Raw genomic sequence first — 15,664 nt, 5'->3', positions numbered from 1 at the left:
AGCGGTGATAGAAAAGGGCTATAAATTGGATAGCCTGCTATTTTTCTACTTTGGTCTACCCTCATTTCAGACGTCTGAAACAAGGGGGATTTTCCATGCTCGCGCAACTTCCACCGGCCTTACAGAATCTGCATCTCCCGCTTCGGCTGCGGCTCTGGGATGGCCATGAATTCATGCTGGGGGCCGATCCCAGCGTCACGATCGTGGTCAAGGACCCACAAATGGTCGCGCAACTCACCCACCCCAGCCTGGATGCGCTTGGGGCGGCGTTCGTCGAGGGCAAACTGGAACTCGAAGGGTCGATCCACGAAGTCATACGCGTCTGCGACGAATGGAGCCAGGCGCTGCTGAATGAAGACGACGATGTCACGCCGGTGCGCACGGTCCACGATAAGGAGACCGACGCCCAGGCGATCTCCTATCACTACGATCTGTCGAATGCCTTCTACCAGTTGTGGCTCGACAGCGACATGGCTTACTCCTGCGCCTATTTCGAGACCGGTAGTGAAAGCCTTGAACAGGCCCAACAAGCCAAGTTTCGTCATCTGTGCCGCAAGCTGCGCTTGCAACCCGGTGACTATCTGCTGGATGTGGGCTGTGGTTGGGGCGGTCTGGCGCGTTACGCCGCGCGGGAGTTCGGCGCCAAGGTATTTGGCATCACCCTGAGCCAAGAGCAACTGGCGCTTGGGCGCGAACGCGTCAAGGCGCAGGGCCTGGAAGGGCAGGTCGAGTTGCAGTTGCTGGACTACCGGGACCTGCCCCAGGACGGTCGTTTCGACAAAGTGGTCAGCGTCGGGATGTTCGAGCATGTGGGCCACGCCAATCTGGCGCAGTACTGCAAGACCCTGTTTGGCGCCGTTCGCGCCGGTGGGTTGGTGATGAACCATGGCATTACCGCCAAGCACACCGACGGTCGCCCGGTGGGACGCGGTGCCGGTGAGTTCATCGAGAAGTTTGTATTCCCCCACGGTGAACTGCCGCACCTGTCGATGATTGGCGCGTACATCAGTGAAGCGGGCCTGGAGATCGTCGACGTCGAAAGCCTGCGCATGCATTACGCGCGCACCTTGGATCATTGGAGCGAGCGCCTGGAAGACAATCTTGAGGCAGCGGCCAAGGAAGTGCCGGAGCAGGCGCTGCGGATCTGGCGTTTGTACCTCGCCGGTTGCGCCTACGCGTTCGCCAAGGGCTGGATCAACCTGCATCAGATCCTGGCGGTGAAGGCCCATCCTGACGGTAGCCACGAACTGCCTTGGACCCGTGACGATATCTACGTGCCCTAGGCTTTTCGTACAGAGCCTAGTCCTTATTAGAGGATCGGTGAAATAAGCCGGGCGATCCGCATGCCGACCTTCTGCAGGCGGTGGGTTTCCCGGCTTTCCTGTTGAGCGATTTCGTGGGCTTGGTCGAAGTCCTTCTCCAGCATCTGCTCAACGTCGCTGGCGAAGGCGATGTCCATGGTGAGCAGCATCACTTCGAAGTTCAGGCGAAACGAGCGGTTGTCCAGGTTCGCACTGCCGATGGCGCTGATTTCCCGGTCGACCAGCACCACTTTCTGATGCAAGAACCCCGGCTCATAACGAAACACCCGCACGCCGGCCCGCACCGCCTCGAACGCATACAAGCTCGACGCCGCGTAGACGACCTTGTGGTCCGGTCGCGAGGGCAACAGGATGCGCACGTCGACGCCCCGCAGCACGGCCAGGCGCAAGGCGGCGAATACCGCTTCGTCTGGAATGAAATACGGCGTGGTGATCCAGACGCGTTCGCTGGCCGCGTGAATCGCTTCGACAAAAAACAACGAGCAGGTTTCGTAGGCATCGGCCGGGCCGCTGGCCAGCAATTGGCAGAGCACGCCGTCATCGGGGTAGGTGTCGGGCAGGATCAGCGGCGGCAATGAACGGGCGGCCCAGAACCAGTCTTCGGCAAAGGACTCCTGCATGCTCGCCACCACAGGTCCACGCACTTGCACATGGGTATCGCGCCAGGGTGCCAAGGGCGGCCGTTCGCCCATGTATTCGTCGCCAACGTTGTGGCCGCCGACAAAACCCAGCACGCCGTCCACCACCACGATCTTGCGATGGTTTCGAAAGTTGACCTGGAAACGGTTGAGCCAGCCACTGCGAGTGGCGAAAGCCTTGACGTGGACGCCGCCGTCGCGCAATGCCTGGACATAGCGGTGGGGCAGGGAATGGCTGCCGATGCGGTCGTAGAGTAAATAGACCGACAGGCCCTGCGCGGCTTTCTTCAGCAGCAATGTCTGCAGACGCTGACCGAGACGGTCTTCATGGATGATGAAGAACTGGATCAGCACGGCTTCGCGTGCCTGGTCGATGGCCTGGAAAATCGCCTCGAACGTGGCCTGGCCATTCACGAGCAGTTGCACTTGATTGTTCGCCAGGCACGGCGCACGTCCCAGCTTGGGCATGGCCCGTAACGGCGCATAGGCTTGGGAGGCGCGGGCCGCGAGGGCCTCTTCGACCCAGGGGCGCCAGTTGAGGTCGGAGATGGCCTTGCGCATTTCTTCGTTGGCCTGACGGCGTGCCTTGATGTAGCCATCGAAGGTGCTGCGGCCGAAAACCAGGTACGGAACCAGGGTCAGGTAGGGGATGAACACCAATGACAGGGCCCAGGCGATCGAGCCTTGGGCGGTTCGCACCGTCAGTACCGCGTGGACGGCGGCGATGGAGCCGAGGGTATGGAGCAGCGCGATCAGGTAACCGAAGACATGCGGGCCGAAATAATCCATGGGGCACTTTTGCTCCTGAAATTTCAATGCTTAACAGACCATGTTCCACGGCGAATGTCGCCACTTAATTCACTCATCGTAGCCCTGAACCGAAGCCTGCAGGCGGCGTCTAACGGCCACTTGTCCTCTGGAGTGCTTGCAATGAATGTTCGTCTGCTGGGTTTGGCCTTGGCGGTTGGTTTGTCAGTTCCTGTGGCTGCCCAGGCGCAAATGCTTCAACCGGGCTTGTGGGAATTGACTACAAGCAACATGAAAGTCGATAACCAGAATTTGCCGGATCTGCAGCTGATCCTCGGCCAGTTGCAAACCCAGATGACTCCGGAGCAACGGGCGATGCTCGAAAAGCAGGGGATCACCATGGGCGGCAAAGGCATCCGCGTGTGCCTGACGCCGGCGCAGGTGCAGACCAATGACATTCCGCTGCAAGACCCGCAATCGGGGTGCAAACAGCAGATCACCGAGCGCACCGGCAATCAGTGGAAGTTTCGCTTCAGCTGCCCCAAAGCCCAGGGCAATGGCATTGCCACCTTCCAGAGCGATCGTGAGTTCACCACCAAGGTCAACGGCACGTTCAATGCCACCGGTATCCAGCAGAACGGCAGCCTCGACACCCGCGCCGTGTGGCTGGGGCAGGATTGCGGAACGGTCAAGCCGCGCGCCTGAAGCTCATTTCGAGGGTGTGGCCTGGGTGTTGTGGGAGCAACGCTTGCTCGCGATGGCAGCGACCTGAACCGCTGCCATCACCCTTCAGCTCAATCAAGGCTGGCCCAGGGCCTTGCACAGTGTGTTGAGGTTGTATTCGAACAGGCCGGTGAACGTGCTGGCCGGTCCGCTGGCGGCGAGGGCATCGGAGTACAACGTACCGCCGATGCGCGCGCCGCTTTCGTCGGCGATCTGCTTGAGCAGTCGCGCGTCCTTGATGTTCTCCATGAACACCGCTTTGACTTTTTCCTGACGGATCTGGGTAATCAGCGCGGCGACTTCCGCGGCCGAAGGTTCACGCTCGGTGGATAAACCCTGGGGTGCCATGAAATCGATACCGTAGGCCTGGCCCAAGTAGCCGAACGCATCATGGGACGTCACGATCTTTCGATGACCCGCCGGCAGGGCAGCGAACTTGGCTTTGGCTTCGGCGAGCAACGCATAGATCTTTTTCAGGTACGCCTGGCTGTGACGTTCGTAATCCGCTTTGTTGGCCGGGTCGGCGGCGACCAGGGCCTTGGTGATGTTGCCGACATACAGCTCGGCGTTCGCCAGGTTATGCCAGGCGTGAGGATCGGGAATGGCTTGGCCATCTTCTTCCAACGAGCGGGGGATTACGCCGTGGCTGGCGCTGATCACCGGAGCGCTGGTCTCGGTGCTGGTGACGAGGCGATCCAGCCACGGTTCGAAACCCAACCCATTCTTGATGATCAGTTTCGCGCGCAACAACGCCTTGGCATCGTCGGGCGTCGGTTCGTAGGTGTGCGCATCGGCGTCTGGCCCGACCATGTTGGTGATCTGGACATGGTCGCCGCCGATCTGTCGGGTCATGTCGGCGAGGATGCTGAAGCTGGTCACCACCTGAAGCTTCTCGGCGGCGGACAAGGACATGGACAGCAGCAGACTGAACAGCACGAGCAAAACGCGCATCGGGAAACTCCTCATGGGGATGTGAGCAAAGGCGGGCGGCGCAGCAAGCCGTGCACCGGACCGAACACCACGGACGACAGGTACAGCGCGCCGGCCACCAGCACGATCGCCGGCCCGCTGGGCACTGAAAAGTAGAAGGACAACAGCAGGCCCAGCCACACCGAGAGGCAGCCGAACAGCGCGGCGAGCGCCATCAATGCCGGTAGGCGCCGGCTCCAGAATCGCGACGCGGCAGCCGGTAGCATCATCAGGCCGACCACCATCAGCGCGCCGATGGCCTGGAAGCCGATCACCAGGTTCAATACCACCAGGGTCAGGAACACCCCATGGGCGATCGGCCCCAGTCGACTGACGGTTTGCAGGAACAGCGGATCCAGGGTGTCGAGCAACAGCGGTCGATAGATCAACGCCAGGGCGATCACGCTGCCGGCTGAAACCCAGAGCATGCCGATGAGGGTCGGGCCGTCCACCGCCAATGCGGAACCGAATAACAGGTGGAGCAGGTCCAGGCGTTTGCCGGCGACGCCCAGGATCAGTACGCCGGCCGCCAGCGAAATGGGGTAGATCGCGGCGAGACTGGCGTCTTCCCGCAGGCCGGTACGCCGGGTGATCCAGGCAGCCAATCCGGCCATGCTCAGGCCCGCGCCCAGGCCGCCGAGGGTCAAGGCGGGAAGGCTCAACCCGGCGACCCAGAACCCCAGGGCGGCGCCGGGCAGAATACCGTGGGCCACAGCGTCACCGATCAGGCTCATGCGCCGCAGGATCAGAAACACCCCCAGTGGGGCGGTGCTGCACGCCAACACCAAGCCACCGAGCAGCGCTCTGCGCATGAAGGCGAATTCTTGAAAGGGCAGCCAGAGATGGGGGACGGCGAGCATCAGGCCACCCGCGTGTGGGAAGGCAGGTTGATCAGCTCGACGCTGCGGTTCAGCACGCAGCCGGTAGGACGAATCAGCAAGGTGTGGGGAATGTGTTGGCGCACTGCGGCCAGGTCGTGACAGACCACCACCAGCGTTCGGCCTTCGGCGTGCCAACTGTGAATGTGTCTCCACAACAATGCCTGGCCTTCTTCATCGAGGGCCGCGTGGGGCTCGTCGAGCAATAACAGCGGCGCGTCCGCCAGACTCAGACGAGCCAGCAGGGCGCGCTGTAATTCGCCACCGGACAGCGCCATCAGCGGTCGATGTTCCAAGCCGCCGAGCGCCCAGTCCTTCATCACGGCTTGGAGTCGTGCACTGCGCTGGGCCGGTGTTTGGCTCTTGCCCCAGGCGCCTGCCGCCACCAGCTCTTGCAGATTGATGGGAAATTGCCGGTCCAGATGTTGCTGTTGCGGCAGGAACGAGACGCCGCCGCGCCGTGGAATATCCAGTGTGATGCTGCCCGACAGCGGCTTTTGCAGCCCGGCGAGCACTTTCAGCAAGCTGCTTTTGCCTGAGCCGTTGGCGCCGACGATCGCGGTGAGGCTGCCGGTCGGTCGGTTCATCGTCAGGGGCGGGGTGAGCGGCTGACCGGGTGCACCCCAACGCAGGGCCTGGCAATCGATCATGATGCCTCCCGGTTCCAGCGGCTGTAGGCCACCGCATCATGGGCATGCAGGCTTTCGGCATGGACCACCTGTATCTCGAAAGCGGCGATGTCGGCCGAGCGTTTCAGGGCAATGTTCAATCGCCGAGCGGCGTCTTCGCAGAACATCAGGTTCTGCCCGTTGGCGAGGGCGAACGCCTGTTCATCGGCGCGTTTGACCGCGGTCTGGACGGCAGTGCCCAGGGCGGCCTCTGCTTCATTGATGAGCGACAGTAACGGCAGCTCATCAACCTCGGCGTTCAATCGCAAACTCAGGTGGGCAGCGCTGCGTTGACTATGGGGCGTGGCGACAATGCCTTGTGAAGAGCCCAGCCAAGCGAGGACTTCAGCGTGTTCGAGCGGTTTGTTGGCGAAATCGTCCACGAATTGTTGCTGGATCAACTGTCGGGCGAGGGCTGCTGAACAAGGGCAAGTGGAGGAATAAGTAATCTGAATCTTGAGTTCCACGTGGAACACTGTGTTGTTCAGGTTCGCTTCGATGCACGCCGGATAACGTTTCCAACCGGCCAAAGGACTGACCAGCGCCGCACGTTTCAACAGCAGTTCGGTGTGGATACGCAGGGACGCCGAATGGGACAGGCCTTCGTGGCTGTCCAGAAACTGCTGTAGGACACGCCGCAACAATCCTGGGGAAAGTGCCTCGTTCTCCAGCCCCTCCAGCGCCAAGTACAAGCGTGACATGTGGATACCGCGCGCTTCGCCGTCGTCGAGGCTGACGCCAGCGTCGGCCAGGGCAGTCAGGCGCTGGCCATCGATGAGGATGGGAATTGCGACGCTATGCATGCCAACCCAGTCGAGAGGCAAGGCTTGTCGGGCTGCTTGCGCGGCAATGTCCGGCAGGGTTAAAGCATTCATGATCGAGGTCCGTCGGAGAGTAGCTTGATGTTATACTATAACGATAACGCAGACTGCATCTGTTTCATGAATTGAATTTCATCCTCTTTGCTCGCGTTCCACGTGAAACATCAGTGGGAAAGCTGGCAGCCATTCACGCGCCCACAGATGAAGTTTCCCGTGCTTCCGCCGGAGCTGGAAAAACGATTGAGCGTCGTCCAGCCGACTCTTCGGCTGTATCCCACCCAGACTTCGCCATTGGAAGCCACGCCGGTGAAGAATGTCAGCGGCCCGTAACGACTATTGGTTTGCGCCCAAGAGCGTCGATCCGTGGCTTCAAAACCTTGCAGATAAATATGGGTTCCTGCGGTAACGACGCTATAGGCATTGCCTTGCGCGTCCGTACAAGCGAGGACATTGGCGCTTCGCGTGCAGTTCGCCATAGGCGGGTTCTGCGCTGATACACCGGTCGCTAGCAGCAACAGGCTTGCGAATACGATTCTCACAGGATGGCGCATCGAACGGCTCTCGAACCATGGGAAAACAAGGCTGGTTAAATCCATCTGTTATACTATAACATAAAAATACGCCCGCCCTGGACCGAGCCAAAGCGCGGACATCCACGCCGTCTGATGAGGATATGCCCCATGCCCAATCGTCTCCCTGTCACCGTGCTTTCCGGTTTCCTCGGGGCTGGTAAAAGCACGCTGCTCAATTACGTGCTGCGCAACCGCGACAATCTCCGAGTCGCCGTGATCGTCAACGATATGAGCGAAATCAACATCGATGGCAGCGAAGTCCAGCGAGATGTCAGCCTGAGCCGCTCTGAGGAACGGCTGGTGGAAATGAGCAACGGCTGCATTTGCTGCACCCTGCGCGAGGATCTGCTGGAAGAGGTCAGTCAGCTCGCCAGGGAAGGCCGCTTCGACTATTTGTTGATCGAATCCACCGGCATTTCCGAGCCGTTGCCGGTGGCGGAAACCTTCACATTCCGCGATGAAGAGGGCCGTAGCCTGGCGGATGTCGCACGGCTCGACACGATGGTGACCGTGGTCGATGGCGTGAATTTCCTGATGGATTATCAAGCCGCCGAAAGCCTTGCATCACGGGGCGAAACCCTGGGTGAGGACGATGAGCGTTCGATCACCGACTTGCTGATCGAGCAGATCGAGTTCGCTGACGTGATTCTGATCAGCAAAATCGACCTGATCAGTCGCGCCGAAAGGGAGGAGTTGGTTGCGATTGTGCAACGTCTCAACACGCATGCGCAGATCCTCCCCATGAGCATGGGGCAGGTGCCACTGGGGAAAATTCTCGACACCGGTCTGTTTGACTTCGAACGCGCCGCTCAGGCGCCTGGCTGGTTGCAAGAGTTGCGCGGCGAACACGTGCCTGAAACCGAAGAATATGGCATCGCGTCGACAGCCTATCGGGCACGTCGACCGTTCCATCCGCAGCGCTTCTTCGATTTCATCGACCGTCCGTGGAGCCAGGGCCGGCTTCTGCGTTCGAAGGGTTTCTTCTGGCTGGCCAGCAAACCGGAAGAGGCGGGCAGTTGGTCCCAGGCGGGCGGCTTGATGCGCCATGGGTATGCCGGGCGCTGGTGGCGCTTCGTGCCGAAGAACCAATGGCCGCAGGATGAGCAAAGCACCGCCGCCATCATGAAGCACTGGCTGCCCTCCACAGGCGATTGCCGCCAGGAGCTGGTGTTCATCGGCCAGAACCTGGACTTCGCCCAGCTCGCTGCCGAACTGGACGCATGCTTGCTCACGGACGTTGAAATGGCCCTGGGCGTTGAGGAGTGGCGCCGGCTGGCGGACCCCTTCGGCGCCTGGCATCACGAGGTCGAGGTGTGAGGCTGGCCTAAGGTTTGAGCCAGGTACCCTGGCTTTGCCCTTCGCAGAACGGCTGCAGGTAAGCGGCGTCGCTTGCTACGCCGTAGTAGTGAATGTCCTGGCGGTAAGGCATATTGGCGACTTGGGCATTGCTGCAAATGCCGAACGCACCGCCAGGGCATTGGTCGACGTATTGCACCTCGACTTTCTGTCCGGCCAGGCTGGGCTGGCAGAAACCATCGGCAAACAGCTTTGGCGGGATGTTGCGGTTCTGCTGGCAGACTTTCACATCGAGCCGTTCTGCCTGGCTATGCACCACGCAGGCCTGGGCCAGTACCTGATTCGAAGCCAGCACCAGTAGCAGGCAGCCAATCATCCGCATGTTTACCTCCATCGAAGTCGTCGATATGTTGCAAGACATCCCCACTCATGTGATCGCCGGCCCTTTGGGCGCCGGCAAGACCAGCCTGATCAGGCATCTGCTGGCCCAGCGCCCCGTCAACGAACGCTGGGCGGTGCTGATCAACGAGTTCGGCCAGATCGGCCTGGATGCCGCCCTGTTGACCCAGGCAGCCGATGGTATCGCACTGGGCGAAGTGGCCGGGGGCTGTTTGTGTTGCGTCAACGGTGCGCCCTTTCAGATCGGCCTGGGGCGATTGTTGCGCAAGGCGCGCCCGGACCGGCTGTTTATCGAACCTTCGGGCCTTGGCCATCCGGAGCAGTTGCTGCGGCAATTGAGCGAAGCTCCGTGGCGGGGCGTACTGACGGTGCAACCGTGCGTGATGGTGCTGGACGCCCAGGCGCTGGCAGATGGCAAGCCTTTGCCCGATGCGCAACGCCACGCCCTCGTGCACAGCGGGTTGCTGATATTGAACAAGTCCGCGAGCCTCACGGGCGTCGAGCGAGAGCGGGTGGCGGCGCAGTTGTCGGGGCCGGCGCTGTACTGGACGGACCACGCTGCGCTGCCGATCGAGCGATTGCCGGGTTTTGCCACCCAGGGGCGTGGCGTTGTGGATAACTCCCCGCTACCCAAAGTAGTGGGTCAGATACCGGCGGTATGGACCGACCCGACATCGCCGATCTGCCTGTATCAGCAACTGGAGGGTGGCTGGAGTATCGGCTGGCGCTGGCACGCAAGCCAGCAGTTCGCGCCGGCGGCGCTGGCTCGATGGCTGCGAAGTACAGGCTGGAAACGAGCGAAGATGGTTATCCACAGCGCCGATGGCTGGATATCTGCCAACGCGCTGGAGGGCGAGACCTTGCAGTGGCAGGTCAGCGAATGGCGACAGGACTCGCGAATCGAATTGATCTTCGATGAGCCGCAAGAGGTCGAGGCCCTGCGAACCGGCCTGGCGAACTGCCGTTGCGCGTAGATCAGCCTTGTTTCAAGACTTCCATTTGTTGTGTTCCTGGCGCCATTGGCTCAGTTCGATGACCTGCGCCCGATGTCGGCCCGGGACCGGTTCGATCGGTGTGGGAGGCGTTTCTTCGAACGGCATCGGGTAGGGCGCCAGCTCAATCTGTGCGCTGTGGGCACCGAACTGGGTAATGGTGCCACTGTGGCGAGTTTCCCCCGTGACGGTGAACTCGAAATTGTAGATACGCGCCAGGCGTCGTCGTCCGCTGGCATCTTTTACGAAACCGATTCTTTTCAGCGCCACATTGCCGTCCAGCAGCTCGATCTTGAGATTGGCGCAATGCTGCATGACCCTCGCCAGCGCTCGTTCCCGCAAGCCATGGTTGTGCCACAGCCAGGCGCCGCCGGTAGCCAGCAGCATCAGCACGAAAATATTTCCAAGGGTCAGCATGAACGAAATGCTCCAACAAGTTGCTGCCAGCTTAACTGCCTCGCCGGTCTGTCGTACAGGCTGTGTTTAGTCGCATACTGCGTGGCTTGAATTTCAATGGCTCTAGGGAAACTGCCTGCATGAAACGTACGCCCCATCTGCTTGCCATCCAGTCTCACGTGGTGTTCGGTCACGCTGGCAACAGCGCTGCCGTGTTTGCGATGCAGCGGGCCGGGGTGAACGTCTGGCCGCTCAATACCGTGCAGTATTCCAACCACACTCAGTATGGCCAGTGGGCCGGCGAAGTGTTCGCGCCCCAGCAAATACCGGCGTTGGTCGAAGGGATTGCCTCCATCGGCGAGCTGGGCAATTGCGATGCGGTGCTGTCCGGTTACCTGGGCAGCGCGGCCCAGGGCCGGGCGATCCTGACGGGCGTGGCGCGGATCAAGGCCGCCAATCCCAAGGCGTTGTACTTGTGTGACCCGGTCATGGGGCATCCGGAAAAGGGCTGCATCGTGGCGCCCGAAGTGAGCGAGTTTCTGCTTGAAGAAGCCGCTGCGGTAGCGGACCTGCTGTGCCCGAACCAGCTGGAGCTGGACAGTTTCGTCGGACGCAAGGCGCAGTCGCTGTTCGACTGCCTGGCGATGGCCCGTGGGCTATTGGCTCGCGGACCGAAGGCGGTACTGGTCAAGCACCTGGCTTATCCGGGCAAACCTGAAGACAGCTTCGAAATGTTGCTGGTGACCGCCGACGGCAACTGGCATCTGCGCCGTCCGCTGCTGGCGTTCCCTCGTCAGCCGGTGGGCGTGGGCGATCTCACTTCGGGCTTGTTCCTGGCGCGGATACTGCTGGGGGACAGCCTGGTGGCGGCCATGGAATTCACCGCCTCGGCGGTACACGAGGTGCTGCTGGAAACTCAGGCGTGTGCCAGCTACGAACTCGAACTGGTTCGCGCCCAGGATCGCATTGCACATCCGCGGGTGCGGTTCGAGGCGGTGCCGATCAGTTTTTGATCAATTCGAATCCTGGGGAGCGAGAGCTTCCAGGAAGAATGCATTCAATGTGGGAGCGAGCCTGCTCGCGATGAGGACATGACATTCAACATCAGTGTTGACTGTCTCTCCGCTATCGCGAGCAGGCTCGCTCCCACATGTGTTCTATCTGTCTGTTAAGGCGCGTCCGCCTTGATTTCCTGGTAACGCTTTTCCAGCTCCTGACGAATCTGCCGGCGCTGCTGGGCTTGCTCGTAACGGCGCTTCGCTTCGCTGTTCTGCGGTTGCAACGGCGGGACGGCAGCGGGTTTGCGCTGGTCGTCCACCGCGACCATGGTGAAAAAGCAGCTGTTGGTGTGGCGTACCGAGCGCTCGCGAATGTTTTCGGTCACGACCTTGATGCCCACTTCCATCGACGTGTTGCCGGTGTAGTTCACCGAGGCCAGGAAGGTCACCAGTTCGCCCACGTGAACCGGTTCACGGAAAATCACTTGGTCAACCGACAGGGTCACCACGTAGCGACCTGCATATCGGCTGGCGCAGGCGTAGGCGACTTCGTCGAGGTACTTGAGCAGGGTGCCGCCATGGACATTGCCAGAGAAGTTGGCCATATCAGGGGTCATCAACACCGTCATCGACAGCTGGGCGTTTCCGGGTTCCATAACGTACTCACGATTCAAGGCAACGGTTGAGAGAGTTCGCCTCTGCGGGCGCTGGCAAGGTTTTACAAACCACCGATATCGGGACGCTGCGCCTGTGGCTGCCGTCACGCTTCGCTGGATCTGTTTCCATATATTGCACCGTCTTTTTGTCGGAAGTCGCGGTGTTACCCTTCAAAGGCCCGATGTGAGGGCATTTCCTACAAGGTAAACGGACTTATCCACTCCGGAATGAGTCTTTTGAAGCGGGAGCCTCCTTCATGCATGCCATCAGTTTCATTCAAGACTTGGCGATCATCATGATGGCAGCGGGGTTGGTGACCGTACTCTTTCACCGTCTCAAGCAACCGGTGGTGCTGGGCTATATCGTCGCCGGCTTCCTGATCGGCCCGCATACACCGCCGTTCGGTTTCATTCACGACGAAGACACGATCAAGACACTGGCCGAGCTCGGGGTGATTTTCCTGATGTTCTGCCTGGGCCTGGAGTTCAGCCTGCGCAAGTTGTTCAAGGTGGGCGCCACGGCCTTCATCGCCGCCTTCCTCGAAATCGTGTTGATGATCTGGATCGGCTACGAAATCGGTCGCTGGTTCGACTGGAGCACCATGGACTCGCTCTTTCTCGGTGCGATCCTGGCTATCTCGTCGACCACCATCATCGTCAAGGCGCTCAATGACCTAAAGATGAAAAACGAGCGCTTTGCGCAGCTGATTTTTGGCGTCTTGATCGTCGAAGACATCCTGGGCATCGGCATCATTGCCTTGCTGTCGAGCATTGCCGTCAGCGGCACGGTGAGCTCCGGCGAAGTCTTTTCTACTGTCGGCAAGTTGTCGCTGTTCATGATCGTTGCCCTGGTCATCGGCATTCTGCTGGTGCCGCGATTACTGGCCTACGTGGCGAAATTCGAAAGCAACGAGATGTTGCTGATTACCGTGCTGGGCCTGTGCTTCGGCTTTTGCCTGTTGGTGGTGAAGCTGGAATACAGCATGGTCCTGGGGGCCTTCCTGATCGGCGCGATCATGGCCGAGTCGCGAGAACTGCTGCGAATCGAGCGGTTGGTGGAGCCGGTGCGTGACTTGTTCAGCGCGATTTTCTTCGTGGCGATCGGCCTGATGCTCGATCCGGCCATATTGCTGCAATACGCTTGGCCGATTGCCGTGATCACTGCGGCGGTCGTACTCGGCAAGATGTTGTCCTGCGGACTCGGAGCGTTTATCGCCGGCAATGACGGACGCACCTCACTGCGCGTTGGGATGGGACTTTCACAGATCGGCGAATTTTCTTTCATCATCGCGGCGTTGGGGATGACCTTGCAGGTCACCAGCGATTTCCTCTATCCGGTGGCGGTCGCGGTCTCAGTGTTGACCACGTTGCTAACGCCCTACCTGATTCGGGCCGCCGACCCGTTGTCCGTCAAGTTGGCGGCTGTGATGCCGCAGCGGCTGGCGCGGGTGTTGGGAATGTACGGTGAGTGGTTGCGCAATATCCAGCCTCAAGGCGAAGGGGCGCTGCTGGCTTCAATGATCAGGCGGATCTTGCTGCAAGTGGGGGTGAACCTGGCCCTGGTCGTGGCCATTTTTGTCTCGGGGGGCTTCTTTGCGCAGCGGATGTCGGTTTACCTGCAAGTGTGGATCAGTGACCCGAGCTGGCAGAAAGCGTTGATCTGGGGCGCAGCGCTGTTGCTGTCCCTACCGTTCCTGATTGCCGCGTATCGCAAGCTCAAGGCGCTGTCGATGCTGCTGGCGGAGATGAGCGTGAAGCCGGAAATGGCGGGCCGACATACCCAGCGCGTGCGCCGGGTCATTGCCGAAGTGATCCCGATCCTGTCGTTGCTGGTGATTTTCCTGCTGTTGGCAGCCTTGTCGGCCAGTATCTTGCCGACCAACAAGTTGCTGGTATTGATCGCCTTGGTCGCGACCGCCGTCGCGGCGTTGCTCTGGCGCTGGTTCATCCGCCTGCACACGCGGATGCAGGTGGCCTTGCTCGAAACCCTGGACAATCACAAGGAGTCATCGGGACATTGACCCCGCAACGGCATCGGCGAATCAGCTTTCCAGCCAGACGTCACGGGCCCAATGCCAGACAGATTCCCAGGTTTCTTCGGCGATCAGCTCTTCTTCGGCTTGCCACAGCACCACGGTGCCGTCTTCTTCGACGCAGTAGTAATCGTCGCCGTCCTGGCAGATCGGGATCAGGCTGCGATCGACGCCGGCATCCCAGGCGTTGGCGGCCACGTCCGGCAGGTAGGTGTGAGATTGCGGATCGGTGACGGTCACCGGCTCCAGGCTGCCATAGACCACATCGCTGACGGTCAGCAAGAACTCTCTGAACACGAACGGAATGTCGATGAACAACTGTTCTTCGATCTCTACCAGCAAGTCTTCGTCGGGCAATTCCAGTGGAACCGGTACGGGTTCGTTGGCTTCACGCAATTGTTCGATGATTTCTTCCACGTCCGGGGATCCTCTTCTTCTCGATGGCGCGGTTTTACATGGAGCGGTTTATACAGTAGCTCGCCATAGATGCAACCGCGAAATAGAAAACCCCGGCCTGGGCCGGGGTTCTTTTATTTCAACCTGCAAAACGGGCAAAGGTTCAACCGTTCTGACGGATACCGGCCACCAGCCAAGGCTGGTCATTGCCCTGGGCGCGTTCCATGTTCCAGCTTTCGCTGAACGCTTCGCCCTTGTCGAAGCGAGAGTCCTTCGACACACCGCTGAAGGTCAGGGTGGCGATAGTCTTGTCGGCGCGATCGTCGACGCCGTCCAGTTGCACGTGCAGATTGTCGATGTAGGTGGATTGGAGGCCATCACCCAGGTCGGCTCGTTCGCGCTTGAGGAACTCCAGCAATTGCGGGGTCACGAACTCGGCGATCTTGTCCATTTCGTTCGCGTCCCAATGTTGCTGCAAGGACATGAAGTGGCTGCGCGCGGCTTCGATGAAGCGTTGCTCGTTGAACCAGGCGGGCGCATTGATGACCGGACGGGCCGCCACAGGTGCTGCCGAGCCACCAAAGATCGAACCGCTGGCGGGCTGCTGGTTGAACACTTCACGTTGCATTGGCGCGCCGGCCGGAGCGAACTGCTCCTGCTGCTTGCGACGACGGGCGGCAAAGAAGCGGAAGGCCAGGAAGGCGATGACCGCCATGATCAGGATGTCGAAGAACTGCATGCCCTGGAAGCCATCGCCCATGAACATGGAGGCGAGCAGGCCACCGGCAGCGATGCCGGCCAGCGGGCCGAGCCAGCGCGAAGCACCGCTGGCCTTGGTGGCAGCGCCAGCCGCGCCGGCCGCGCCCGCGGTGGCTGCCGTGGAGCCGGCCGCCGAGGACGGTGCCATTTGGCTGGTCTGGTGAGTCGGGGCAGCGCCCGAGCTTTTACCACCGCCAAAGCGCTTGGCGGCATTGGCGTCGATGGCCATCGTCAGGCCGATGCACAAGGCCATGGCGATGCTAAGAAAACGTTTCATATAAAGGCATTCCCATTTGTGGATAGCACGCGCGCCATGTTGCACAGCGGAATGGATGCTGGCTAGCGTCAGAGTGTTTCGGGCTTTTGCGCGACAGCTTAGGTTCAGCTTCGCAGTGCAAGGA

17 protein-coding genes are annotated in these 15,664 nt (G+C 60.4%); 6 read left to right on the top strand and 11 right to left on the bottom strand.

Annotated elements, in window-relative coordinates; genetic code table 11:
• Positions 1-95: 95 nt before the first annotated feature.
• Entirely contained in the window at positions 96-1,283 is a 1,188-nt protein-coding gene (gene cfaB, locus ACODSJ_RS00335; RefSeq protein ID WP_489099839.1) for a C17 cyclopropane fatty acid synthase CfaB, read from the top strand.
• 26 nt (positions 1,284-1,309) lie between these two features.
• Here cfaB and cls read toward each other — a convergent pair whose 3' ends face one another.
• Positions 1,310-2,749 (bottom strand): cardiolipin synthase, encoded by a 1,440-nt coding sequence (cls, locus tag ACODSJ_RS00330; protein WP_489099838.1) that lies wholly within the window; start codon positions 2,747-2,749, stop codon positions 1,310-1,312.
• Positions 2,750-2,890: 141 nt separating this feature from the next.
• Between cls and ACODSJ_RS00325 the strand changes: the two genes are divergently transcribed.
• Entirely contained in the window at positions 2,891-3,412 is a 522-nt protein-coding gene (locus ACODSJ_RS00325) for a DUF3617 domain-containing protein (RefSeq protein ID WP_489099837.1), read from the top strand.
• Between the two features lie 93 nt (positions 3,413-3,505).
• Here ACODSJ_RS00325 and ACODSJ_RS00320 read toward each other — a convergent pair whose 3' ends face one another.
• The 5 genes from ACODSJ_RS00320 to ACODSJ_RS00300 all read right to left on the bottom strand — a co-directional run bounded on the left by ACODSJ_RS00320 (position 3,506) and on the right by ACODSJ_RS00300 (position 7,317).
• Complete coding sequence (locus tag ACODSJ_RS00320; RefSeq protein ID WP_489099836.1) at positions 3,506-4,381, bottom strand: metal ABC transporter substrate-binding protein; 876 nt, start codon at positions 4,379-4,381, stop codon at positions 3,506-3,508.
• Positions 4,382-4,392: 11 nt separating this feature from the next.
• On the bottom strand, positions 4,393-5,259 hold the full coding sequence (locus ACODSJ_RS00315) for a metal ABC transporter permease (RefSeq protein ID WP_489099835.1): 867 nt from the start codon (positions 5,257-5,259) through the stop codon (positions 4,393-4,395).
• Positions 5,259-5,927, bottom strand: a complete 669-nt coding sequence (locus tag ACODSJ_RS00310; protein ID WP_489099834.1) for a metal ABC transporter ATP-binding protein — start codon at positions 5,925-5,927, stop codon at positions 5,259-5,261. The genes ACODSJ_RS00315 and ACODSJ_RS00310 overlap by 1 nt, the downstream gene beginning before the upstream one ends.
• Complete coding sequence (folE2, locus tag ACODSJ_RS00305; protein ID WP_489099833.1) at positions 5,924-6,820, bottom strand: GTP cyclohydrolase FolE2; 897 nt, start codon at positions 6,818-6,820, stop codon at positions 5,924-5,926. Before folE2 ends, ACODSJ_RS00310 begins: the two co-directional genes overlap by 4 nt.
• A gap of 110 nt (positions 6,821-6,930) precedes the next feature.
• Complete coding sequence (locus ACODSJ_RS00300) at positions 6,931-7,317, bottom strand: glutamine synthetase (protein ID WP_489099996.1); 387 nt, start codon at positions 7,315-7,317, stop codon at positions 6,931-6,933.
• 129 nt (positions 7,318-7,446) lie between these two features.
• Here ACODSJ_RS00300 and zigA point away from each other — a divergent pair, with 129 nt between their 5' ends.
• On the top strand, positions 7,447-8,655 hold the full coding sequence (zigA, locus tag ACODSJ_RS00295; protein WP_489099832.1) for a zinc metallochaperone GTPase ZigA: 1,209 nt from the start codon (positions 7,447-7,449) through the stop codon (positions 8,653-8,655).
• Positions 8,656-8,662: 7 nt separating this feature from the next.
• Here the strand turns inward: zigA and ACODSJ_RS00290 are convergent, their stop codons facing one another.
• Entirely contained in the window at positions 8,663-9,016 is a 354-nt protein-coding gene (locus ACODSJ_RS00290) for an NADH:ubiquinone oxidoreductase (RefSeq protein ID WP_489099831.1), read from the bottom strand.
• A gap of 25 nt (positions 9,017-9,041) precedes the next feature.
• Between ACODSJ_RS00290 and ACODSJ_RS00285 the strand changes: the two genes are divergently transcribed.
• Positions 9,042-10,007: a CobW family GTP-binding protein gene (locus ACODSJ_RS00285; protein ID WP_489099995.1), complete on the top strand. Its 966-nt coding sequence runs from the start codon at positions 9,042-9,044 to the stop codon at positions 10,005-10,007.
• A gap of 12 nt (positions 10,008-10,019) precedes the next feature.
• Here ACODSJ_RS00285 and ACODSJ_RS00280 read toward each other — a convergent pair whose 3' ends face one another.
• Complete coding sequence (locus ACODSJ_RS00280) at positions 10,020-10,442, bottom strand: DUF3301 domain-containing protein (protein ID WP_489099830.1); 423 nt, start codon at positions 10,440-10,442, stop codon at positions 10,020-10,022.
• Between the two features lie 119 nt (positions 10,443-10,561).
• Here ACODSJ_RS00280 and pdxY point away from each other — a divergent pair, with 119 nt between their 5' ends.
• The gene (pdxY, locus tag ACODSJ_RS00275) at positions 10,562-11,434 is read left to right on the top strand and encodes a pyridoxal kinase PdxY (protein WP_489099829.1); all 873 of its coding nucleotides are present in this window, start codon (positions 10,562-10,564) and stop codon (positions 11,432-11,434) included.
• Between the two features lie 155 nt (positions 11,435-11,589).
• On the opposite strand, the gene ACODSJ_RS00270 is transcribed toward pdxY, so the two are convergent.
• Positions 11,590-12,075 carry an acyl-CoA thioesterase gene (locus ACODSJ_RS00270; RefSeq protein WP_489099828.1) on the bottom strand — a complete coding sequence of 162 codons (486 nt, stop codon included), beginning with the start codon at positions 12,073-12,075 and terminating at the stop codon, positions 11,590-11,592.
• A gap of 257 nt (positions 12,076-12,332) precedes the next feature.
• Here ACODSJ_RS00270 and ACODSJ_RS00265 point away from each other — a divergent pair, with 257 nt between their 5' ends.
• Positions 12,333-14,096 carry a cation:proton antiporter gene (locus ACODSJ_RS00265; protein ID WP_489099827.1) on the top strand — a complete coding sequence of 588 codons (1,764 nt, stop codon included), beginning with the start codon at positions 12,333-12,335 and terminating at the stop codon, positions 14,094-14,096.
• Between the two features lie 21 nt (positions 14,097-14,117).
• On the opposite strand, the gene ACODSJ_RS00260 is transcribed toward ACODSJ_RS00265, so the two are convergent.
• Positions 14,118-14,525: an SMI1/KNR4 family protein gene (locus ACODSJ_RS00260; protein WP_003187120.1), complete on the bottom strand. Its 408-nt coding sequence runs from the start codon at positions 14,523-14,525 to the stop codon at positions 14,118-14,120.
• A 142-nt stretch (positions 14,526-14,667) separates the two neighbouring features.
• Positions 14,668-15,540, bottom strand: coding sequence for a Tim44 domain-containing protein (locus ACODSJ_RS00255; RefSeq protein WP_489099826.1), 873 nt, complete (start codon positions 15,538-15,540; stop codon positions 14,668-14,670).
• Between the last annotated feature and the right edge of the window lie 124 nt (positions 15,541-15,664).

It is taken from the genome of Pseudomonas sp. FG6 (assembly GCF_057809015.1).
The sequence above is the reverse complement of the archived record's forward strand: the minus strand, read 5'-3'. Positions and strand labels throughout refer to the sequence as shown.

Bases quoted from the DNA above. Each gene is read 5' to 3' on its own strand.
- cfaB (WP_489099839.1), top strand. From the start codon at position 96: ATGCTCGCGCAACTTCCACCGGCCTTACAGAATCTGCATCTCCCGCTT.
- cls (WP_489099838.1), bottom strand. From the start codon at position 2,749: ATGGATTATTTCGGCCCGCATGTCTTCGGTTACCTGATCGCGCTGCTC.
- ACODSJ_RS00325 (WP_489099837.1), top strand. From the start codon at position 2,891: ATGAATGTTCGTCTGCTGGGTTTGGCCTTGGCGGTTGGTTTGTCAGTT.
- ACODSJ_RS00320 (WP_489099836.1), bottom strand. From the start codon at position 4,381: ATGCGCGTTTTGCTCGTGCTGTTCAGTCTGCTGCTGTCCATGTCCTTG.
- ACODSJ_RS00315 (WP_489099835.1), bottom strand. From the start codon at position 5,259: ATGCTCGCCGTCCCCCATCTCTGGCTGCCCTTTCAAGAATTCGCCTTC.
- ACODSJ_RS00310 (WP_489099834.1), bottom strand. From the start codon at position 5,927: ATGATCGATTGCCAGGCCCTGCGTTGGGGTGCACCCGGTCAGCCGCTC.
- folE2 (WP_489099833.1), bottom strand. From the start codon at position 6,820: ATGAATGCTTTAACCCTGCCGGACATTGCCGCGCAAGCAGCCCGACAA.
- ACODSJ_RS00300 (WP_489099996.1), bottom strand. From the start codon at position 7,317: ATGCGCCATCCTGTGAGAATCGTATTCGCAAGCCTGTTGCTGCTAGCG.
- zigA (WP_489099832.1), top strand. From the start codon at position 7,447: ATGCCCAATCGTCTCCCTGTCACCGTGCTTTCCGGTTTCCTCGGGGCT.
- ACODSJ_RS00290 (WP_489099831.1), bottom strand. From the start codon at position 9,016: ATGCGGATGATTGGCTGCCTGCTACTGGTGCTGGCTTCGAATCAGGTA.
- ACODSJ_RS00285 (WP_489099995.1), top strand. From the start codon at position 9,042: ATGTTGCAAGACATCCCCACTCATGTGATCGCCGGCCCTTTGGGCGCC.
- ACODSJ_RS00280 (WP_489099830.1), bottom strand. From the start codon at position 10,442: ATGCTGACCCTTGGAAATATTTTCGTGCTGATGCTGCTGGCTACCGGC.
- pdxY (WP_489099829.1), top strand. From the start codon at position 10,562: ATGAAACGTACGCCCCATCTGCTTGCCATCCAGTCTCACGTGGTGTTC.
- ACODSJ_RS00270 (WP_489099828.1), bottom strand. From the start codon at position 12,075: ATGGAACCCGGAAACGCCCAGCTGTCGATGACGGTGTTGATGACCCCT.
- ACODSJ_RS00265 (WP_489099827.1), top strand. From the start codon at position 12,333: ATGCATGCCATCAGTTTCATTCAAGACTTGGCGATCATCATGATGGCA.
- ACODSJ_RS00255 (WP_489099826.1), bottom strand. From the start codon at position 15,540: ATGAAACGTTTTCTTAGCATCGCCATGGCCTTGTGCATCGGCCTGACG.